This is a genomic window from Bradyrhizobium tropiciagri (assembly GCF_018130505.1).
Taxonomy (GTDB): domain Bacteria; phylum Pseudomonadota; class Alphaproteobacteria; order Rhizobiales; family Xanthobacteraceae; genus Bradyrhizobium; species Bradyrhizobium tropiciagri_B.
In genome coordinates this window covers 115349-135146 of record NZ_JAFCKH010000001.1, presented here as the reverse complement: position 1 = coordinate 135146, position 19798 = coordinate 115349, and the positions used below count along the sequence as shown (strand labels likewise).

At 65.4% G+C, this 19798-nt stretch carries 11 protein-coding genes; 6 read left to right on the top strand and 5 right to left on the bottom strand.

All coding sequences use genetic code 11. From position 1 onward, the window contains the following. Nucleotides 1-100: 100 nt before the first annotated feature. From JQ633_RS00535 to JQ633_RS00525, 3 genes are all read right to left on the bottom strand, one after another. Nucleotides 101-883: an NYN domain-containing protein gene (locus JQ633_RS00535; RefSeq protein ID WP_211981250.1), complete on the bottom strand. Its 783-nt coding sequence runs from the start codon at nucleotides 881-883 to the stop codon at nucleotides 101-103. Between the two features lie 121 nt (nucleotides 884-1004). Next, nucleotides 1005-1412 carry a hypothetical protein gene (locus JQ633_RS00530; protein ID WP_211981248.1) on the bottom strand — a complete coding sequence of 136 codons (408 nt, stop codon included), beginning with the start codon at nucleotides 1410-1412 and terminating at the stop codon, nucleotides 1005-1007. Nucleotides 1413-1599: 187 nt separating this feature from the next. Next, nucleotides 1600-3729, bottom strand: coding sequence for an acetate--CoA ligase family protein (locus JQ633_RS00525; protein ID WP_211981246.1), 2130 nt, complete (start codon nucleotides 3727-3729; stop codon nucleotides 1600-1602). Nucleotides 3730-3944: 215 nt separating this feature from the next. Between JQ633_RS00525 and JQ633_RS00520 the strand changes: the two genes are divergently transcribed. The 3 genes from JQ633_RS00520 to frc all read left to right on the top strand — a co-directional run bounded on the left by JQ633_RS00520 (nucleotide 3945) and on the right by frc (nucleotide 7780). Then, nucleotides 3945-4640: a GntR family transcriptional regulator gene (locus JQ633_RS00520; RefSeq protein ID WP_211982702.1), complete on the top strand. Its 696-nt coding sequence runs from the start codon at nucleotides 3945-3947 to the stop codon at nucleotides 4638-4640. 60 nt (nucleotides 4641-4700) lie between these two features. After that, entirely contained in the window at nucleotides 4701-6434 is a 1734-nt protein-coding gene (gene oxc, locus JQ633_RS00515; RefSeq protein ID WP_211981244.1) for an oxalyl-CoA decarboxylase, read from the top strand. Between the two features lie 68 nt (nucleotides 6435-6502). Continuing rightward, nucleotides 6503-7780 carry a formyl-CoA transferase gene (frc, locus tag JQ633_RS00510; protein ID WP_211981237.1) on the top strand — a complete coding sequence of 426 codons (1278 nt, stop codon included), beginning with the start codon at nucleotides 6503-6505 and terminating at the stop codon, nucleotides 7778-7780. Between the two features lie 206 nt (nucleotides 7781-7986). On the opposite strand, the gene JQ633_RS00505 is transcribed toward frc, so the two are convergent. Continuing rightward, a complete protein-coding gene (locus JQ633_RS00505; protein ID WP_211981235.1) occupies nucleotides 7987-10185 on the bottom strand; it encodes an Ig-like domain-containing protein in 2199 nt (732 codons plus the stop codon). A gap of 768 nt (nucleotides 10186-10953) precedes the next feature. Here JQ633_RS00505 and JQ633_RS00500 point away from each other — a divergent pair. Beyond that, the gene (locus JQ633_RS00500; RefSeq protein WP_211981234.1) at nucleotides 10954-11520 is read left to right on the top strand and encodes a hypothetical protein; all 567 of its coding nucleotides are present in this window, start codon (nucleotides 10954-10956) and stop codon (nucleotides 11518-11520) included. A gap of 63 nt (nucleotides 11521-11583) precedes the next feature. Here the strand turns inward: JQ633_RS00500 and JQ633_RS00495 are convergent, their stop codons facing one another. Beyond that, nucleotides 11584-12456 (bottom strand): LysR family transcriptional regulator, encoded by an 873-nt coding sequence (locus JQ633_RS00495; RefSeq protein ID WP_249158666.1) that lies wholly within the window; start codon nucleotides 12454-12456, stop codon nucleotides 11584-11586. A 100-nt stretch (nucleotides 12457-12556) separates the two neighbouring features. On the opposite strand from JQ633_RS00495, the gene JQ633_RS00490 reads away from it, so the two are divergent. Both JQ633_RS00490 and JQ633_RS00485 read left to right on the top strand, forming a co-directional pair. Then, on the top strand, nucleotides 12557-12955 hold the full coding sequence (locus JQ633_RS00490; RefSeq protein ID WP_211981232.1) for a tautomerase family protein: 399 nt from the start codon (nucleotides 12557-12559) through the stop codon (nucleotides 12953-12955). Between the two features lie 341 nt (nucleotides 12956-13296). Then, on the top strand, nucleotides 13297-19761 hold the full coding sequence (locus JQ633_RS00485) for an autotransporter-associated beta strand repeat-containing protein (protein ID WP_211981230.1): 6465 nt from the start codon (nucleotides 13297-13299) through the stop codon (nucleotides 19759-19761). The last annotated feature ends 37 nt before the right edge of the window (nucleotides 19762-19798 follow it).

The window sequence follows — 19798 nt, the reverse complement described above, 5'->3', positions numbered from 1 at the left end:
CACGATTGAAATGCCGCCCCGGATCATCCCGAAGCAGCATTCATGATTGGTTCAGGCCGACGTTGAATCAGATCTTCCGCAGTCGCGCGCGGCGTACTTTTCATTCCGGAGGTTTTGGCGGGGCTCGCCGTCTCCGAGGTGCTCTTGGCTGCGGCGCGGCCGCAGGCTTGATGCGGATGCGCATCGCCCCGCCCTTGGGTTGATCGATCTCGAACGCGTTGGTCTTGCGCACCAGATCACTCAGGGTGCGGAAGCCGTAAGTCCTTTGATCGAAATCGGACGCGAGGTTGGCAAGCTGGCGCCCGACTTCGCCGAGCGTCACCCAACCGTCCTCGCTTGCCATCTGGCTGATGACGTTCTTGATGATCGGCGTTGCTGCCTCCGGCGGCTGCAACGGCTGGGCGCGCACGGCCGCGTCCTGGTTGCTGGTCGCGCCGCCGCGCAGGTTCTCGGTGTAGACGAATCTGCGGCAGGCCTGCCGGAAGCTCTCCGGCGTCTTCTGCTCGCCGAACCCGAACACGTCGATGCCGTGCTCGCGGATGCGGGCGGCAAGACGGGTGAAGTCGCTGTCCGACGACACCAGACAGAAGCCATCGAAACGGCCGCTGTGCAGCAGGTCCATGGCGTCGATGACCAGGGTGATGTCGGACGCATTCTTCCCAGTCGTGTAGGCGAACTGCTGCTGGGGAATGATGGCGTGCTTGGACAGCACGTCGGCCCAGCCTTTGGATCGGGCACTGGAGAAGTCGCCGTAGATGCGGCGAACGCTGGCTTCGCCGATCTTGGCGATCTCCTCGAACAGCCCGTCGGCGATCTTCGCAGAGGCATTGTCGGCGTCGATCAGGACCGCGAGACGCGGCGAGCGGAGATCAGAGGAAGGCATGGCTATTCTCACCTGGGAAACGGCTCCGGAACGGGAGCAGCCGCCGCATCGGAGCACATCGCGCGTCCCAGGCATAGGCTCCGCGGCCGTCAGCCCGACTTTTGCGGCTACGGCTCGCGGATCAGAGCACTTCGCCGAGGTCGATCGCGCGCCTTGCGAACTCGACGGCCTTCTCGGCGGTGATCGCATCCGACGTCGTCGTTGCCTCGTCGCGCACCGACGGTGGGAACGCGATCCGGATTTTCTTGCCGTTGGAGCGGCGGATGGTCGCGCGCCAGCGATCGACATCGCGCCGATAGGCATCGATCACGAAATCCCGGTAGGTGACGCCGATCATCAGCGACCGGTTCGATGTGGCCGCGGAATCGGGCGACCGGCTGGCGACGCCGCGAACCGTCTCGATGATCGTCTCGACGACATGGTCGCGCGCCGCGCCGGCGGCGTTCCTGAGCAGATAGCTCACTGCCGCGTCGATCTGCGCCCTGGCCTGATCGTCGCTGGCAAAATCCAAATCGAGTTGAGCTGACATGACGGGGTAAGTGCCTCCTGCCGACGCAACATCCGGCGCCATCCAGGCATCAGACCGTTGCAGGAGATGGTCTATTCGGCCCCCGTTAAAGCCGAATTATCCGACAGGCCCCGATTTCTCGGATGCCGTTAACCGGTTCGATGCCGCTTCGGATGACGTCCGAAGCGGCATCGACGTGTCGATCAGATCAGAGCAGGCCCGCGCCGCGCGCCCACTTGTACTTGGCGCCGAGCACCTCGACCGGCAGTTCGGTCGAATAGGCGTAGGCCGGGATGCCGTTCTGATAGAGATATTCGGCGGCCTCTTCGACCTCGACGTCGCCGGCAAGCGAGGCGACCATCGGCTTCACGAAGCCCTTGGCCTCCATCTCCTTCTTCACCTCGACCATGTTGCGCGCGAACACCATCGGCGGCGTCACGATGGTGTGCCAATAACCGAGGATCAGCGCGTGGATGCGCTCATCCGACAGGCCGAGCTTCACCGTGTTGACATAGGTGATCGGCGGCTCGCCACCGGTGATATCCACAGGATTTCCTGCGGCGCCGAACGGCGGGATGAACTTGCGGAAGGCCGCATCGAGATCCGGCGGCATCTGCATCAGCGAGAGGCCGTTGTCGACGACCGAGTCGGAGAGCAGCACGCCGGAGCCGCCGGCGCCGGTGATGATCAGGACGTTCTCGCCCTTCGGCGTCGGCAGTACCGGCACGCCGCGGGCAAATTCGAGCAGCTGCCGCAGGCTGCGCGCCCGGATCACGCCGGACTGCTTGAACACGTCCTCATAGATCTTGTCGTTGCCGGCGAGCGCGCCGGTATGCGACGAGGCCGCCTTCGCGCCGGCCGAGGTGCGGCCCGCCTTGAGCACGACCACCGGCTTCTTCTTGGCGACACGCTTGGCCGCCTCCGCGAAGGCGCGGCCGTCCTTCAGATCCTCGCAGTGCTGCGCGATCAGATTGGTGTTGGGGTCCTGCTCGAAGAAGGCGAGCAGATCGTCCTCGTCGATATCCGACTTGTTGCCGAGACCGACGATCGCGGAGACGCCCATCTTGGCCGAGCGCGAGAAGCCGATGATCGCCATGCCGATGCCGCCCGACTGCGACGACAGCGCGGCGTGGCCCTTGACGTCATAGGCGGTGCAGAAGGTCGCGCAGAGATTGGCCGGCGTATAATAGAAGCCGTAGATGTTCGGCCCCATCAGGCGGATGTTGTACTTCTTGCCGACCTCGACGATCTCGGCCTGCAGCTCGGGCGCGCCGGCTTCGGCGAAGCCCGACGGAATCAGCACCGCGCCGGGGATTTTCTTCTCGCCGCATTCGGCGAGCGCGCCGGCGACGAACTTGGCCGGGATCGCGAACACCGCCGTGTCGATCACGCCGGGGACGTCCTTGACGCTCTTGTAGGCCTTGTAGCCGAGAATCTCCGCTGCCTTCGGGTGGATCGGATAGATCTCGCCCTTATAGCCGCCGTTGATGAGGTTCTTCATCACGGAGTTGCCGATCTTGCCGTCCTCGGCGGAAGCGCCGATCACGGCGACGCCCTTCGGCTGCATGATGCGGCTCATTGCCGCGACGATCTCTTCGGTCGGACGCGGCGCCGGGCGCGGCTTGTAGTCGAAGTCGACGACGATGCGGACGTCGGCCGCGATCGCGTTCTTGCTGGTGGCGAACACCGGATTGAGGTCGAGCTCGACGATTTCGGGGAAATCGCTGACCAGCTGCGACACCTTGACGATGACGTCGGCAAGTGCCTCGCGGTTGACGGGCTCGCCGCCGCGCACGCCCTTCAGCATCTCATGGGCCTGGATGCCGTCGAGCATCGACAGCGCATCGTCCTTGGTCGCCGGCGCGAGACGGAAGGTGATGTCCTTGAGGACCTCGACCAGCACGCCGCCGAGGCCGAAGGCGACCAGCTTGCCGAACGAGCCGTCGGTGATCGAGCCGACGATCACCTCGGTGCCGCCGCCCAGCATCTGCTGCACCTGGATGCCGTCGATCTTGGCGTCGGCCTTGTACTTCTTGGCGTTGGCGAGAATCGTCTCGTAGCTCTTCTCGGCGTCGGCAGCGGTCTTGACGCCGACCACGACACCGCCGGCTTCCGTCTTGTGGAGAATGTCCGGAGACACGATCTTCATCACGACCGGGAAGCCCATGTCGGAAGCGATCCGGGCGGCTTCGGCGGCCGACTTGGCGACGCCCTCCTTCGGCACTGGAATGCCGTAGGCATCACACACCACCTTGCCCTCGGGCGCGGTGAGACTCGTGCGTTTATCGGCCTTCACCGCATCGAGAACTTTGCGGACCGCATCCTTTGAGTTTGACATAGGCTTCCTCCTGGGACAAATTTTATGGCATTTGGTATGCCAGAGAAGCAATTGTCAAGGTGGCAGACCACTCAAAAACGCCGAAAAAATGCACGTCTTGACATCCTGGTATTTGGCATGCCAAAAACTACGGTACTTTCTTCTGCTAAGAAGGCGTCTCCAAGAGGAGGAGACGAATCGTGCCCGAACCAACGCAGACCAAGGCGTCGCCCAACATGGCTGACACTGACATCGCCATCGTCCGGATCGCGCCGGAGACGAGCTTCAAGAACAAGGCCTATGAGGCCTTGAAAGAGGCGATTCTGAAGATGGACATCTATGCGACGCCGGAGCCGGTAATGCTCGACGAGCGCGCGCTGTCCGAACGTCTCGGTGTCAGCCGCACGCCGATCCGCGAAGCGATCGCGATGCTCGAGCAGGACGGTTTCGTGAAGACCGTGCCGCGCCGCGGCATCGTCGTGGTCCGCCGCACCAAGGCCGAGATCGTCGACATGATCCGCGCCTGGGCCGCGCTGGAAAGCATGGCCGCGCGCCTGATCACCACCACCGCGCGCAAGAAGGACATCACGGCGCTGCGCGACTTCTTCAAGGATTTCGGCCCCGACCGGCTGCCGCAGGATCACGTCGAGGAATATTCCAAGGCCAACATCGCCTTCCACCAGGCGCTGATCTCGCTGTCGGAATCGCCTGTTCTGGTCGACCTCACCAATGACCTGCTGCTGCACGTGCGCGGCTATCGCCAGCTCACGATCGGCCGCAAGGACCGCACCGCGACCTCGCTGCCCGAGCATCTCGGGATGATCGAGGCGCTGGAAGCACGCGACACCGAGCTCGCCGAAAAGCGGGCCCGCGACCACACCCTTGGCCTTGCGGCTTATGTCGAGGCGCACGGCCAGGAACTGTTCACTTAAGTCCACTCGCTTCAGACGACAACAGATCGTCCGAACAAGAACGTCAGGGAGACGATGCCGATGCTGAATACCGCTGTGAAGTCCGAGGCACCGGGCACCGAGCAAGAGCTCACCGATGGCTTCCATCTCGTCATCGATGCGCTCAAGCTCAACGGCATCAACACCATCTATGGTGTGCCGGGCATCCCGATCACAGACCTGGGCCGCATGGCCCAGGCGGAAGGCATTCGCGTGCTGTCGTTCCGCCACGAGCAGAACGCCGGCTATGCGGCCTCGATCGCCGGTTTCCTGACCAAGAAGCCCGGCGTCTGCCTCACGGTGTCGGCACCCGGCTTCCTCAACGGCCTCACGGCGCTCGCCCACGCCACCACCAACTGCTTCCCGATGATCCTGATCTCGGGCTCCTCCGAGCGCGAGATCGTCGACCTGCAGCAGGGCGACTATGAGGAGATGGACCAGCTCGCGATCGCCAAGCCGCTGTGCAAGGCCGCGTTCCGCGTGCTGCACGCCCAGGACATCGGTATCGGTTTGGCCCGCGCGATCCGCGCCGCAGTGTCGGGCCGTCCGGGCGGCGTCTATCTCGATCTGCCGGCCAAGCTGTTCGGCCAGGTGATGAACGCCGACGCCGGCCAGAAGTCGCTGGTCAAGGTGATCGACGCGGCACCCGAGCAGTTCCCCTCTCCGTCGGCGGTCAAGCGCGCGCTCGAGGTGCTGAAGAACGCCAAGCGGCCGCTGGTGATCCTCGGCAAGGGCGCGGCCTATGCGCAGGCGGATGAAGCGATCAAGACCTTCATCGAGAAGAGCGGCGTGCCGTTCCTGCCGATGAGCATGGCCAAGGGCCTGCTGCCCGACCTGCATCCGCAATGCGCGGGCGCGGCGCGCTCGACCGTGCTGAAGGACGCCGATGTCGTGATGCTGGTCGGCGCCCGCCTCAACTGGCTGCTCTCGCACGGCAAGGGCAAGACCTGGGGCGACGCCCCGAAGAAATTCATCCAGGTCGATATCGAGCCGAAGGAAATGGATTCCAACGTCGAGATCGTCGCTCCCCTGGTCGGCGATATCGGCTCCTGCGTCACCGCGCTGCTCGACGGCATGGGCGCGAACTGGACGGCGGCGCCGAGCGATTGGCTCGCCACCGTCGCCAAGAAGCGGGACGACAACGTCGCCAAGATGGCGCCGAAGCTGATGAGCAACGCCTCCCCGATGGACTATCACGGTGCGCTCGGCGCGCTGCGTGCGATCATCGCGGAGCGTCCGGAGACCATCTTCGTCAACGAAGGCGCCAACACGCTCGACCTCGCCCGCGGCGTCGTCGACATGCACAAGCCGCGCAAGCGGCTCGACGTCGGCACCTGGGGTGTGATGGGTATCGGCATGGGCTATTCGATCGCGGCCGCGATCGAGACCGGCCACCCGGTGCTGGCGGTCGAAGGCGACAGCGCGTTCGGCTTCTCGGGCATGGAGGTCGAGACCATCTGCCGCTACAAGCTGCCGATCTGCGTCGTGATCTTCAACAATGACGGCATCTATCGCGGCACCGACGTCAACAGCGCCGGCGACGATCCGGCCACCACGGTGTTCGTCAAGGGCTCGCGCTACGACAAGATGATGGAAGCGTTCGGCGGCGTCGGCATCAACGCGACCTCGCCCGACGAATTGAAGCGCGCGGTCAATGCGGCGCTGGATTCCGGCAAGCCGACCCTGATCAACGCGGTGATCGATCCGGCCGCCGGCTCGGAGAGCGGCCGCATCGGCAATCTCAATCCGCAGAGCGTGTTGCAGAAGAAGAAGTAAGTCACCCCCTAACCCCAATCACTCCCTGCGGGTGCAGGGGCAGACAGACAGAGTACGGAGCAAACGACATGACAAAGGCGCTCAAGGGCGTTCGCATTCTCGATTTCACCCACGTCCAGTCGGGGCCGACCTGCACGCAATTGCTGGCCTGGTTCGGCGCCGACGTGATCAAGGTCGAGCGCCCCGGCGTCGGCGACATCACGCGCGGCCAGCTGCAGGACATCCCGAACGTGGACAGCCTGTATTTCACCATGCTGAACCACAACAAGCGCTCGATCACGCTCGACACCAAGAACCCGAAGGGCAAGGAAGTGCTCACGGCTCTGATCAAGAGCTGCGACGTGCTGGTCGAGAACTTCGGCCCCGGCGTGCTCGATCGCATGGGCTTCCCCTGGGAGAAGATCCAGGCCATCAACCCGAAGATGATCGTCGCCTCGATCAAGGGTTTCGGCCCCGGCCCGTATGAGGACTGCAAGGTCTACGAGAACGTCGCGCAGTGCACCGGCGGCGCCGCCTCGACCACCGGCTTCCGCGACGGCCTGCCGCTGGTCACCGGCGCGCAGATCGGCGACAGCGGCACCGGCCTGCATCTCGCGCTCGGCATCGTCACCGCGCTCTACCAGCGCACCCATAGCGGCAAGGGCCAGAAGGTCACCGCCGCGATGCAGGACGGCGTGCTCAACCTCGCCCGCGTCAAGATGCGCGACCAGCAGCGCCTCGCCCACGGCCCGCTCAAGGAATACAGCCAGTTCGGCGAAGGCATCCCGTTCGGCGACGCCGTGCCGCGCGCCGGCAACGATTCCGGCGGCGGCCAGCCCGGCCGCATCCTGAAGTGCAAGGGCTGGGAGACCGACCCGAATGCCTACATCTACTTCATCACCCAGGCCCCGGTCTGGGAGAAGATCTGCGACGTGATCGGCGAGCCGACCTGGAAGACCGATCCGAACTACGCCAAGCCGCCGGCCCGCCTGCCGCGCCTCAACGAGATCTTCGCCCGCATCGAGCAGTGGACGATGACCAAGACCAAGTTCGAGGCGATGGAGATCCTCAACAAGGACGACATCCCCTGCGGCCCGATCCTGTCGATGAAGGAGATCGCCGAGGACGAGTCGCTGCGCGCAACCGGCACCGTGGTCGAGGTCGATCACCCGACCCGCGGCAAGTACCTCTCGGTCGGCAACCCGATCAAGCTGTCGGATTCGCCGAGCGACGTGCAGCGCTCGCCGCTGCTCGGTGAGCACACCGACGAGATCCTGCGCCAGGTGCTCGGCTTCTCCGACCACCAGGTCGCCGAGATCCACGATTCCGGCGCGCTCGATCCGCCGCAGAAGCAGGCCGCCGAGTAACCGTCGCAGCTTTGAGTGAGACCAAAGGGCCGCCCGACGGGGCGGCCCTTTTTGTATGGGGATACCGCAGGCGCAAAAGCTGAAGAACAACCCCATGCAAAGTAGCCACCCCTCTGGTTCAGGAGGGTTGCAGGCCGCCGCAATGGCCGCGGGATACCGCGGCCATTTCTTGTGACGCGACCCTGACAGCCGTAGTCTGATAACGGTCAGGCCGACAGCAGGTAGTTCTGCGAGTCGAAATCGAGCCCGAACGTGTTCGTATAGATCGGAATTTCCCCGAGCGGGAAATCGCCGCCCAGGCTGACCAGTGTTCCCACGGGGTCCGGGAATTTGAGCAGGTCGAGCGATGCGCCGACGTTGAATCCAATTCCCGTGTGGTTGGTCAGGTCGACGTGGGGCGTCAGCAGCAGGTCCATGCCGATCAGCCCGTCGTGATTGGTGTCATGTGTAGAGGCGTTCTGGATGACGTCGAGCGGCGTGCCGAACGTCACCGGAATCATCGTGTTGTCCTCCAGTTTCAGCGAGGCATCGAGACCGAGCGAGGTGAGATCGAAATGCTGGGTCATGTTGACGCCGCCGTTGACCGACAGGCTGAGCAGGTTGACGAAGCCGAGGTCGAGCGGGTTCGGGCTGATGCCGAGTGCGGCAAGCGCCAGCGCGACCATGTCGACGTTGAGGTTGACGATGTCAGGGCTTGCCCCGTCGGAATGCAGGCTGTTCACCCCGTTCTGGGAGCCGACCGTATCGACCTGCGGCCACTGCAGGGTGAGCGTCGCCACCGGATTGAGCGGCGGGATATCGATCGTGTCGCTGAACGTCGCGCTGTCGATGCCGAAGATGTTGAAGCCGAGATCAAGCGGCCCGACGGTCGCGCTGCCCCCGATACCTGCTATGTCGGCGTGTGCCGACAGCAGCGCATGGAAGATGAAGTCGAGGTTGTAAGAGCCGCCGGGACCGGTGGTGTTGAAGAACCCGCCGGACGCCAGCGCGTCGTTGGGCGTGATCAGGAGCGAGTCGGTGGTTCTGTTGTAGGCGGTGTCGATCGTGATGTCGTAAGGCAGCGTCGCGTCGATATCGCCCAGCGTGGCGTGCAACGTCGACTGGAAGCCGACCTTCAGCTCGTAATGTCCGCCGGCCGACCCAAGCGGTTCGAGATCGACGCCGGGATCGCCGCTGACGTCGATGCCGAGAAAGCGGCTGTCATCGATGCCGCCGGGCAGGCTCGGGTCCCAGATACTCTGGTTGGTCGCCGTGAACGTCTCCTGCGTCGCATTGTGCGCGACATCCAGCTGGATGTGTTTTGAGGCCATGACCGATGCCGTGTCGGGATCGCCATTGCCGTTTTCGTCGGCGGTCGCCGTCACCGAGAAATCGAAATTGCTCGAATGATCGGTCGGCAGGAACAGCACGACATCCTCGGAGGCGGAATCCCTGACACCGTCGACGAGCGAGTGTGTGATGGCGCCGGCGCTCATGGTCACGCCGGCCGGTAAGTCGGCGAAGACGAGACTGCTGAGCAGCTCGGAGCCGTCGATGTCGGCCGTCGTCGCCGTGACATGGAGACGGATCTCGTTGACGGGATCGCCGTCCTGCGGTGCGAGGACTTCGAAGCTGATCGTCGGCTGGTCGGCGACCGGAATGATGTGCATGTTGACGGTGGCGTGGTCCTCGCCGCCATTGGCATCGGTGATGCAATAGGTGAATGAATCGTCGATGCTGTTGGGATCGGTATTGAGCCCGGCAAAATCGTGGTTCGGCGTATAGAACAGGCTCTTGCCGTCGGCCGCGATCGTCACCGTGCCGTGGGCGCCGGGCTCCTGATGGATCTCGGTGATCTTCAGCGAGGCGGTGCCGTCGGCATCGGTATCGTTGGCGAGCACGAAGAGCTGCACCGGCGTGTCCTCATGCGTGGTGCCGGTGTCATCGATCGCGTCGGGTGCGGCGGGAGCGAACGCGGTGATCTTGTCGCCGACGCTGGTGAGCCGCGCGCCGAACTGAAGATGCGCAATGTCGTCGAGCGTGATGTCCTGCGCGGCATCGAGCGTGAAATGCACCGGCCCGGTGATGAGATCGTGGCCCTTGCCGGGCGTGCCGAAGGCGATGCCGACGTCGAACGGCCCCGCGGCGCCGTTCATGTTGACGCCGCCTCCGAGATTGCTGACGCCGTTCGCCTTGATCTGCTCATCCGTGATGACGCCGTCGCTGTCGATGATCTTCAGTCCGGGAATATCGCTCTCGTTGAGATGAAAAAACAAACCGCGAAGGTCGGCGGTCTTGCTCGGCGAGCCCAGCACTTCAACGGTGAAATCTATATTGCCTGCATTTTCGACCGCCGTGACGTCGACGACGATGCCTTGTTTCGCAAGGAGCTTGAAGTGAATGCTGCGTGGACAGAACTCGGCCATGGATAATCCTCCAATGATGGCGGTTGAGTCGCGCGATGTCGCAGAGGACTGGGAGAGGGACGGAACTGAAACAAATAACTTAAAATTGTTTTCATCTACGACACAATCTCAGCTTAGGAGGCGCATCGCGTGAGTGCAACTATTTCCCGAAGCCGCTTCGAATTTATGACAGCTGTACGATCGCGCGCCGGATGCTTTCGGTTCCGAATGTGCGCGCCGTCACACCTGAGCTCGTGCACCGAGATCAGGGAGAAACGAACGACCAGCAGGCAATGAACATTTCACCCGGCCACGCCACTAAGCTCATGATGGGCGCAAGACCCGAGGCGCCGATCGAGACTGCCGTGGAGAATGGATCCGGCGATGAAGCGTCGAACGAAAGCCGTTCTGCTGATCGGCAGCCTCGCAGTGACGGCGGTCGTCGCGACCGTCGTCGTGCTGCCGGCGGCGCTCGCACGTGCCTTGGATCCTCACCAATATTGCGCGGCCGGATTTTCTCCGCTGGTCGAATGCAGCTACCATTGGTCATCGCGGACCACCGGACGATCGGATCCGGCATTCGCGACTCCGTCGAGCTCGACAAGCGCCGCGCCAAGCTCGGCTCCCGGGTTCCAGGTCACGTCCGTCGATGTCACATCGTGGGCCATCGCCGCTTGTCCCGAGAGCAGCATCGCGAAGCGCTTGCTCTGCCCGGTCCCATCGGTCGAAGCGCCTGCTCAGTCTGCAAGCGACGATCTCGCCAGCGGTCTGCCGAGGCCGAAGCCATGGGTGCTCACGACCGGGAAGAATTCACCATCGATCGATGCGGTCCACGTCGAGACACCGCTCGCACTGGCGGCTGCGCTCCGCTTCTATCGTGCCGAGCTCGGCAAGCGCGGCTGGACGGAGAACGACGGCGCCGTCGTCACGCCCGACAGGGCCGCGATCGCGTTCACCACATCGCATGGACCGGCGCTGCTGCGCCTCACCCATCAGGACGGCAGGACGATCGCCGATCTGTCGCTGCGCAAGTCTGCCGCCACGACCGAAGGCACCGCACCGACGCAGGGACAGGTGCGGCTGCTGCTCGGCAACGCCACCGATCAGGCAGCCGTCATCACCATCAACGGGCAGACCATCAGGCTGGCGGCGCATGCCGGACACGAATTGACTCACGACGCCGGACGCAAATCGCCCGACAGTCCCGAACTCGATCTGCCGCCGGGCAACTACAAGGTCACCCTCAAGACCGCCGACGGCGCGACCCAGGCCCGCGAGTTCGAGGTCGCCGCCGACGAGACCTGGGGCATGCTGGTCGGTCCGGCCGCTGCCCCGCTTGCCATGCGCCTGAATTGACGACTGACGGGAACACGGCGCAGGTGCCTAGCGCGACAGCCGGATAATCGCAGCTCCGCCGCCTCACGCGAATTGCGCGACCAGCAGCCGCCTCACCTCGCCCACCAGCGCCGGCTCGTTCGGCTTCGGCGGCAGCAGGGAAAACTCGGCGTCGGGCATCTCCGGCAGTTCGTCCGAGACGAAGCGCCGCGCGTCCGGCGGCGCGGCCGAGGCGTTGAGGCAGGTCACGCCGAGGCCGGCGGCCACCGCCATGTGCAGGCCGGCGACGCCGGACGCCGTCAGCACGACGTCGAACTTGACCTTGTTCCGGTTCAGCGCGCGCACGATCGCGCGCTGCAGCGAGCAGGTTTCGGGCAGCGTCACCAGCGGCCAGCGCGCCGCCTTGCCGCGCTTGAAGCCGTCAGGCGCGATCCACGACACGGGCTCGCGCGCGATCAGGATTCTTCCGTCGTCGGGCGTCTTGCGCCGCGCGGCGGCATCGACCAGCCGCATCGAGATGCCGATGTCGAAATCGTCGGGGTCCTCCTCGATCAGTGCGCTCTTGCGCACCGAGACCTGCAGGCGCAGCCGCGGATAGCGCGCGCGGATCCGCGCCAGCACGTCGATCACCTGGGTCGGGCGAAAATAGTCGGTCATCGCGAGCCGCAGCGTGCCTGATATCTCGATGCCCTGGACGTCCTGATAGGCCAGCTCGGACAGGCCGAGCAGCTGACGCGCGTGCTGCAGCAGCCGCTCGCCGGCCGGAGTCGGATGCGCGCCGCTCTTGCCGCGCACCAGCAGCTGACGGCCGCAGGCTTCCTCCAGCTTCTGCATCTGCTCGCTGAGCGCGGATTGCGAGCGGTGCACGCGGCGCGAGGCCGCGGTCAGGCTGCCGGCATCGCAGATCATGACGAAGGCATGCAACAGATCGAGGTCGAGGCGCATCGTACAATCCATCGGTAATTCCGATGGATCATACCATATATTCCCGCTTTTCCGGAAGATGCTCCGTGCCTAGGCTGCCGTCCGCGGGTTGAAAGAACGATTGGAGACAGCAATGCCCGGACTCAAGCTGACCGTGTCGGGAGCTCCCGACGAATCCCTGAGCCGCCGCCTGGCCGCGGAACTCACGGCGCTCACCTGCACCACGCTGCGCAAGAAGCCGGAGCGGACCATGGTGCAGGTGACCTATCTCGCGCACGAACACTGGTTCATCGCGGCGCGCTCGCTCGCCGATCACGGCAAGAACTCGTTCCGCCTCGAGCTGACCATCACCGAGGGAACCAACACGCGGGACGAGAAGACGGTCTACCAGAAGAGAGCGTTCGCGCTGCTGTCGGAGCTGATCGGCAACCTGCACCCGCACTCGAACATCCACATCATCGATTGCGGTGCGGTGTCCTACGGCTATGGCGGACTGAGCCAGGAATATCGCTACAACCACGGAGGCGCGTGACGGCTCCGCCCTGCAGGCGGGGCTTCCACAGCAGCGGCAGACCACAGAAACGGCGGCTGGCATGCGCGATCGCGGCACGCCGGCTGAGTGCGCCTCGTCACAATGTCGCCAAGCACGCGTGCCCGACGCAGAAAACTTGAGTCAATTCGAATTTTCGCGCGCCAACCGCACCGGTTGCGAAACCGACCTGTTGCAACAAAGCCTCGCTCGCCGGGTGATTGTATTCGCGCGGGCATTTGTTCGCCGCAACCTATGGCCAGATCGTGATTCATGACGGTACATGTCTAGGCGTGTCCATCCCGACACGTTGCGCTGCGAAGAGCGCGCAACAATGCGAGTGAATGCCGGAACTGAATGCCGTGACGACGGAATACGCAGCGAACGCGCCCGCTGTAGGACAGTTCGGCGGCCCGAACGCTGCCCGGATCAAGGCACGGTCGCGCGCGTCATATCTGCGGGCCTTGGCGACGGTCTCTCCACTTGCACTCATCGTCGGCCTCGCCGGCCCGATCCACCCCGCCGCTGCGGCGTCCTGCACGCCCGACACCACGAACTGCGACGCTGCCGGTGGTGTTAATCTCGCCGATCCGAACCGCGGCGGCATCGGCGGCCCCGGCAACGGCAACGGGGGCGGCGCCAACGCGCTCGATAATGGCGTCACGATTCCGGTGCCCGGCAACCCCAACATCGTCGGCACCGGCGGGACCGGCGCTGCCGGCGAAAGCCCGGGCGTACCCGGAGGCGCCGTCGGCGCGACGGACCAGTCGGTCGTTGCGGGCGCGCTCAATGGCGGCACCGGAACCAACGGACCCAACGGATTCAACTTTGCGTCCGGAGGCGGCGGTGGCGGGGCCGGCGTTTACATCGCATTTGGCGTTATCAATCTGGGCATCCAGAGCACGGGAAGCGTAACAGGCGGCGATGGCGGAGCCGGTGGCGCGGGCACGTCCGGCTTTCTGAGCAACGGTGGCGGCGGCGGTGGCGGCGGCGCGGGCGTGATCATGGACCGGGGGGCCACGACCAACAACCTCGGCACGATCACGGGCGGAAATGGTGGCGCGGGCGGCGCTGGTGGCTTCGCCGGAGGCGGCGGCGGAGGCGGTGACGGCTTTTTGGCAACGGGCGGGGTACCGACCCTTATAAATGTCGGCAGCATCACCGGCGGCAAAGGCGGCAGCGGCGGGATCGGCAGCACTGCCAGCGCGGCCGCCGGTGACAGCGGCGCCGGCGTCAACATGGTCGTCCATGCCGGGTCGGTATTCAACGTACCCGGTGGCACCATCACCGGCGGCGACGCAAACGGCGGGGCCGCGGGTGTCGGCGTCATGACCAATGGTGGCACAGCCATCATCAATTCCGGCACGATCAGCGGCGGCCTCAACAACGACGGCGTGACCCACGCGGCAGCAATCCGTTTCGGCGGAGCCACCAACAGTCTGGCGATCGCCACCGGCTCGACGATCGTCGGCGATATTCAACTGATCCCCGGCGCCACCGCGACCATCGAGGCACGAAACGCCGGACTGACGCTGACAAGCAACGTCGTGCTCGGCTCCGGGTCTCGCGCCACCTTCATTACGCCCGACAACGATATTTCGGCCTCCGGAGTGGTGTCCGGTTCGGGTGGTGTGGGTGTATCCGCCAGCGGCCACACGGTCACATTTTCCGGCGCCAACACCTACACCGGCGGAACGACGCTTACGGCCGGCAAGCTGTCGGTATCCTCCGATGCCAATCTCGGCGCGGCCTCGGGCGCCCTCACCTTCAACGGCGGCACCCTGCAGGTGACCGGCACGACCTTCACCGGGACGTCGCGAACCATCAATTGGGGCGGTGGCGGATTCGAGATCGTCAACGCCGCCAGCAGTTTCGTCGTCAGCAGCTCGTTTTCGGGCGTCGGCGCGCTGACCAAATCCGGCGCCGGAACGTTGATCTTGACGGGCGACAACAGCTTCACCGGCGGCACCACGATCTCCCAGGGCATCCTGCAACTCGGCGGTTTCGGCACGACCGGTTCGATCACCGGCGACGTGGTGAACAACGGCCTTTTGATCGTCAGTCGCTCCAATGCCCTTACGCTCGACGGCAACATCTCGGGCAGCGGCACGTTCCTCAAGAGCGGCAGCGGCACCACCACCCTGACCGGCACCAACAGCTACAGCGGTGGCACAACGCTCTCAGCGGGCGCACTGTCGGTATCCTCCGATTCCAATCTCGGCGCAGCCTCGGGCGTGCTCTCCTTCTCGGGCGGCACCCTGCAGGTGACCGGTACGAGCTTCACCGGTACGACGCGAACCATCAGTTGGAGCGGCGGCGGCTTTGACATCGTCGACGCAGCCAACAATTTCGTCGTGACGTCGGGGGTTACAGGCGCCGGCGCACTGACCAAGTCCGGCGCCGGAACCCTGACCTTGATGGGGACCGCCGGCAACTACACGGGCGGCACCACCATCTCCGCCGGCACGCTGCAGCTCGGCGACAACAACTCGGGCGCCTTCAACGGCAACGTCCTCAACAATGGTACCTTCGCCATCAACCGCTCCGACATTGTCATGGTCGCGGGCAACATCTCAGGCAGCGGTGCGCTCGTGCAGAAGGGCACCGGCACCACTCTGCTCGGAGGCACCAACACCTACAGCGGCGGCACCACCATCGCGGCCGGCACGCTCGGGGTGTCGTCCGACGCCAATCTCGGCGCAGCCGCGGGCGCCCTTACCTTCAGCGGCGGCACCTTGCAGGTGGCCGGCGATGCCTTCAACGGCACCGCGCGGACCATCAACTGGAACGGCGGCGGTTTCCAGATCCTCAGTGCGACCAACAATTTCGTCTTGAGCAGTTCGTTCACCGGCGGCGGCGGGCTGACCAAGTCAGGCGATGGAACACTGTCCTTCACCGGCAACGTCAGCACCACCGGCGGCACCACCATCTCGGCCGGCACGCTGCAGATCGGCAACGGCGGCACCTCAGGCTCGCTCACCGGCGACGTCACCAACAACAGCCTGCTGGCCGTCAACCGATCCGACGCCTATACATTCGCGGGCAACATTTCCGGCAACGGCGCGTTCCAGCAGCGCGGCACCGGCACCACGATCCTGACCGGCACCAGCAATTATGCCGGCGGCACCACGATCTCCGCCGGCACGCTGCAGCTCGGCAATGGCGGCACGTCGGGCTCGATCACGGGCGACGTCAGCAACAACGGCACGTTCGCCGTCAACCGTTCCGACAGCTACACATTCGCAGGCAACATCTCGGGCAACGGCGCCTTCGTGCAAAGCGGCACCGGCACCACGATCCTGACCGGCAACAACATCTATGCCGGCGGCACCACCATCTCGGCCGGAACGCTGCAGCTCGGCAATGGCGGCACGTCGGGCGCCATCATCGGCGACATCACCAACAACGGCACCCTGGCCGTGAACCGGACCGACATTTTCAGCCTCGGTGGCGTGATCTCGGGTAGCGGCGCGTTCGTGCAGAAGGGCGCCGGCACCGTCATCCTGACCGGCACCAACAGCTATGCCGGCGGCACCACCGTTTCGCTCGGCACGTTGTCGGTGTCCTCGGACGCCAATCTCGGCGCTGTGTCGGGCGCCCTCAACTTCAACGCCGGCGGCACGCTGCGGGTCACCGGCACGGGCTTCACCGGCACGACGCGGGCCGTCGACCTCGGCAGCGGCGGCGGCGCCTTCGACATCGCGGACGCTGCCAACAATTTCACCCTGAGCCAGTCGATCACGGGCAATGGCTCGTTGTTCAAGCTCGGCGCCGGAATGCTGACGCTGACCGGCGACAGCAGCCTGACCGGCGGCGTTGGAATTTCCGCGGGCACACTGCAGCTCGGCAATGGCGGCACCACAGGCTCTTTCCTGGGACAGGTGGCGGTCGCGGGCGGCCTGTTCGCGATCAACCGGTCCGACAGCTACACCTTCGGCAACACGATCTCCGGCAACGGCGCGTTCGAGCAAAGGGGCACCGGCACCACCATCCTGACCGGCACCAACACCTATCTCGGCGGCACAACCATCACCGCCGGCACGCTGCAGCTCGGCAACGGGGGCACGTCAGGCTCGATCGTCGGCGACGTGGCGAACAACGGCGCCTTCGCCATCAACCGCTCCGACACCTACACCTTCGCGGGTATCGTCTCGGGCAGCGGCGCCTTCGCGCAGATCGGCAGCGGCACCACCATCCTGACCAGCACCAACAGCTACACCGGCGGCACCACGATCGCCGCCGGCACGTTGCAGCTCGGCAATGGCGGCACCACCGGCTCGATCGTCGGCGATGTGACCAACAACAGCATCTTCGCCGTCAACCGTTCCGATACATTCACGTTCGGCGGCACGATCTCGGGCACCGGCGCATTCACTCAGAGCGGCACCGGCACCACCATCCTCACAGGCACCAACACCTATGCTGGTGGCACAACGCTCGCCGCCGGAACATTGTCGGTGTCGTCAGACACCAATCTCGGCGCGGCCTCAGGCGCCCTCACCTTCAATGGCGGCACCCTGCAGGTGACCGGCGCCGGCTTCACCGGCACGGCGCGAACCATCAATTGGAGCGGCGGCGGTTTCGACATCGCCGATGCCGCCAACAATTTCGCCGTGAGCCAGTCGTTTGCAGGCACCGGCGCACTGACCAAGACCGGCGCCGGAACGCTGACCTTCACCGGCAACAACAGCTATGTGGGCGGCACCACCATCGCCGCCGGCACGCTGCAGCTCGGCAATGGCGGCACCTCCGGTGCAATCACCGGCGACGTCACCAACAACGGCACCTTCGCGGTGAACCGCGCCGACATCTACGCATTTGGCGGCGCCATCTCCGGCAGCGGCGCGTTCGCGCAGCGCGGCACCGGCACCACGGTTTTCACCGGCACCAACAACTACACCGGCGGCACCACCATCGCGCAGGGCACCCTGCAGATCGGCGACGGCGGCACCACCGGCGCCATCACCGGCGACGTCTTCAACAACGGGACCCTCGCCTTCGACCGTGCCGATGCGATCGGCTTCACCGGCGCGATCAGCGGCACCGGCAACCTCGTCAAGCTCGGCGCCGGCACGCTCACCCTGAATGGCCAGTACAGCTACACGGGCGCAACGTCGGTCAATGCCGGCAAGCTCGTGGTCGGCGACGACAGCCACGCCAATGCAAGCCTTGCCAGTGCCGTGACCGTGAACGGCGGCGGCACGCTCGGCGGCATCGGCACCATCGGCGGCCTCAACGTTGCGAGCGGCGGCATGGTGACGCCGGGTAACTCGATCGGCACCCTGAACGTCGCGGGCAATGTCAGCTTCGCGGCTGGCTCGATCTACCAGATCGAGGCCAATGCCGCCGGCAAATCCGACAGGATCGTCGCGACCGGCACCGCGACGCTTGCCGGCGGCAACGTGCTGGCGCTGGCGCAGACCGGCGTCTATGCGCCACAGACCGTCTACAACGTGCTCACGGCGAATGGCGGCGTCAGCGGCACGTTCACCGACGTGACCACAAATCTCATCTTCCTCACCCCGTCGCTGACCTATGACGCCAACAACGTCTTCCTGACGCTCGGCCGCAACGACACTGCGCTTGCGAGCGTCGCGCAGACGCCGAACCAGATCGCCGTGGCCGGCGCGCTCGATGCAAGCGGGCAGCTGACCAATCCGCTGATGGTTGCCGTGCTGAACCAGGGCGCCGCCGGCGCGCGGCAGGCGTTCGATGCGTTGTCGGGCGAAGTGCATGCCAGCGCACAGACGGCGATGCTCGACGATTCCCGCTACCTGCGCGACGCGGTGCTGGGACGGCTGCGGCAATCGTCCTTTGCCGGCAGCACGGGACCGATGGCGGCACTCGCCACGGGCGGCCCGCAGCTCGCGGAAGCGGACTCGCTGGTCGCCTCCGCCGCCCTCGCCTATGCCGGCACCGCTCGGCCGGCCTTCCCGGTCAAGGCCCGGCCGCCTGCCGTGCCGGCGCGGATTCCCGAGACCACGTTCTGGACCCAGGGCGTCGGCGCCTGGGGCCAGCTCGACGGCAACGGCAACGCCGCGCGCATGACGCGCGATCTCGCCGGCTTCTTCAGCGGCGTCGACCACCGCTTCGCCGCCAACTGGGTCGCCGGCATCGCCGGCGGTTACACCAGCTCGACCGTTCGTGTCAGCAATCGCGCGAGTTCGGCCGACATCCAGACCGCGCATATCGCCGGCTATACCGGCGCCAGCTACGGCGCGTTCAATCTGCGCGGTGGTGCCGGTGCAAGCTTCAGCACGCTCGACACCAGCCGCTCGATCGTCTTCCCCGGCTTCGTCGACAGCGCGCGCGCCCGCTATGACGCCACCACCGCGCAGGTGTTCGGCGAGATCGGCTATGGCGTCGCGCTCGGCAACGCCGCGCTCGAGCCGTTCGCCGGCCTTGCCTATGCGCATCTCGACACCGACGGTTTTGCCGAGACCGGCGGCAGCGGCGCCGCCGCGCTGCGCGGCGGGCGCAACAACGAGGACGTCGGCTACTCCTCGCTAGGCGCGCGCATCGCCACCAGCTTCGCGCTGACCAGCGGCATGCAGCTGACGCCGCGCGCCTCGGTGGCCTGGCAATACGCCTTCGGCGATGTGACGCCGACCGCGGCGTTCACGTTCCAGAGCCTTGGAACCGGCTTCACGGTGGCCGGCGTGCCGCTGGCGCGCAGCACCGCGCTGGTCGAAGGCGGCCTCGACCTGCGGGTCACTTCGCAGGCCACCGTCGGCGTCGCCTATGTCGGCCAGCTCGGCGACCGCGTGCAGGATCACTCGGTGAAGGCCAATTTCAGCTGGAAATTCTGAGCAAACCGCTTGGTCCGCGCCTTTCGGAGGCGTCCAG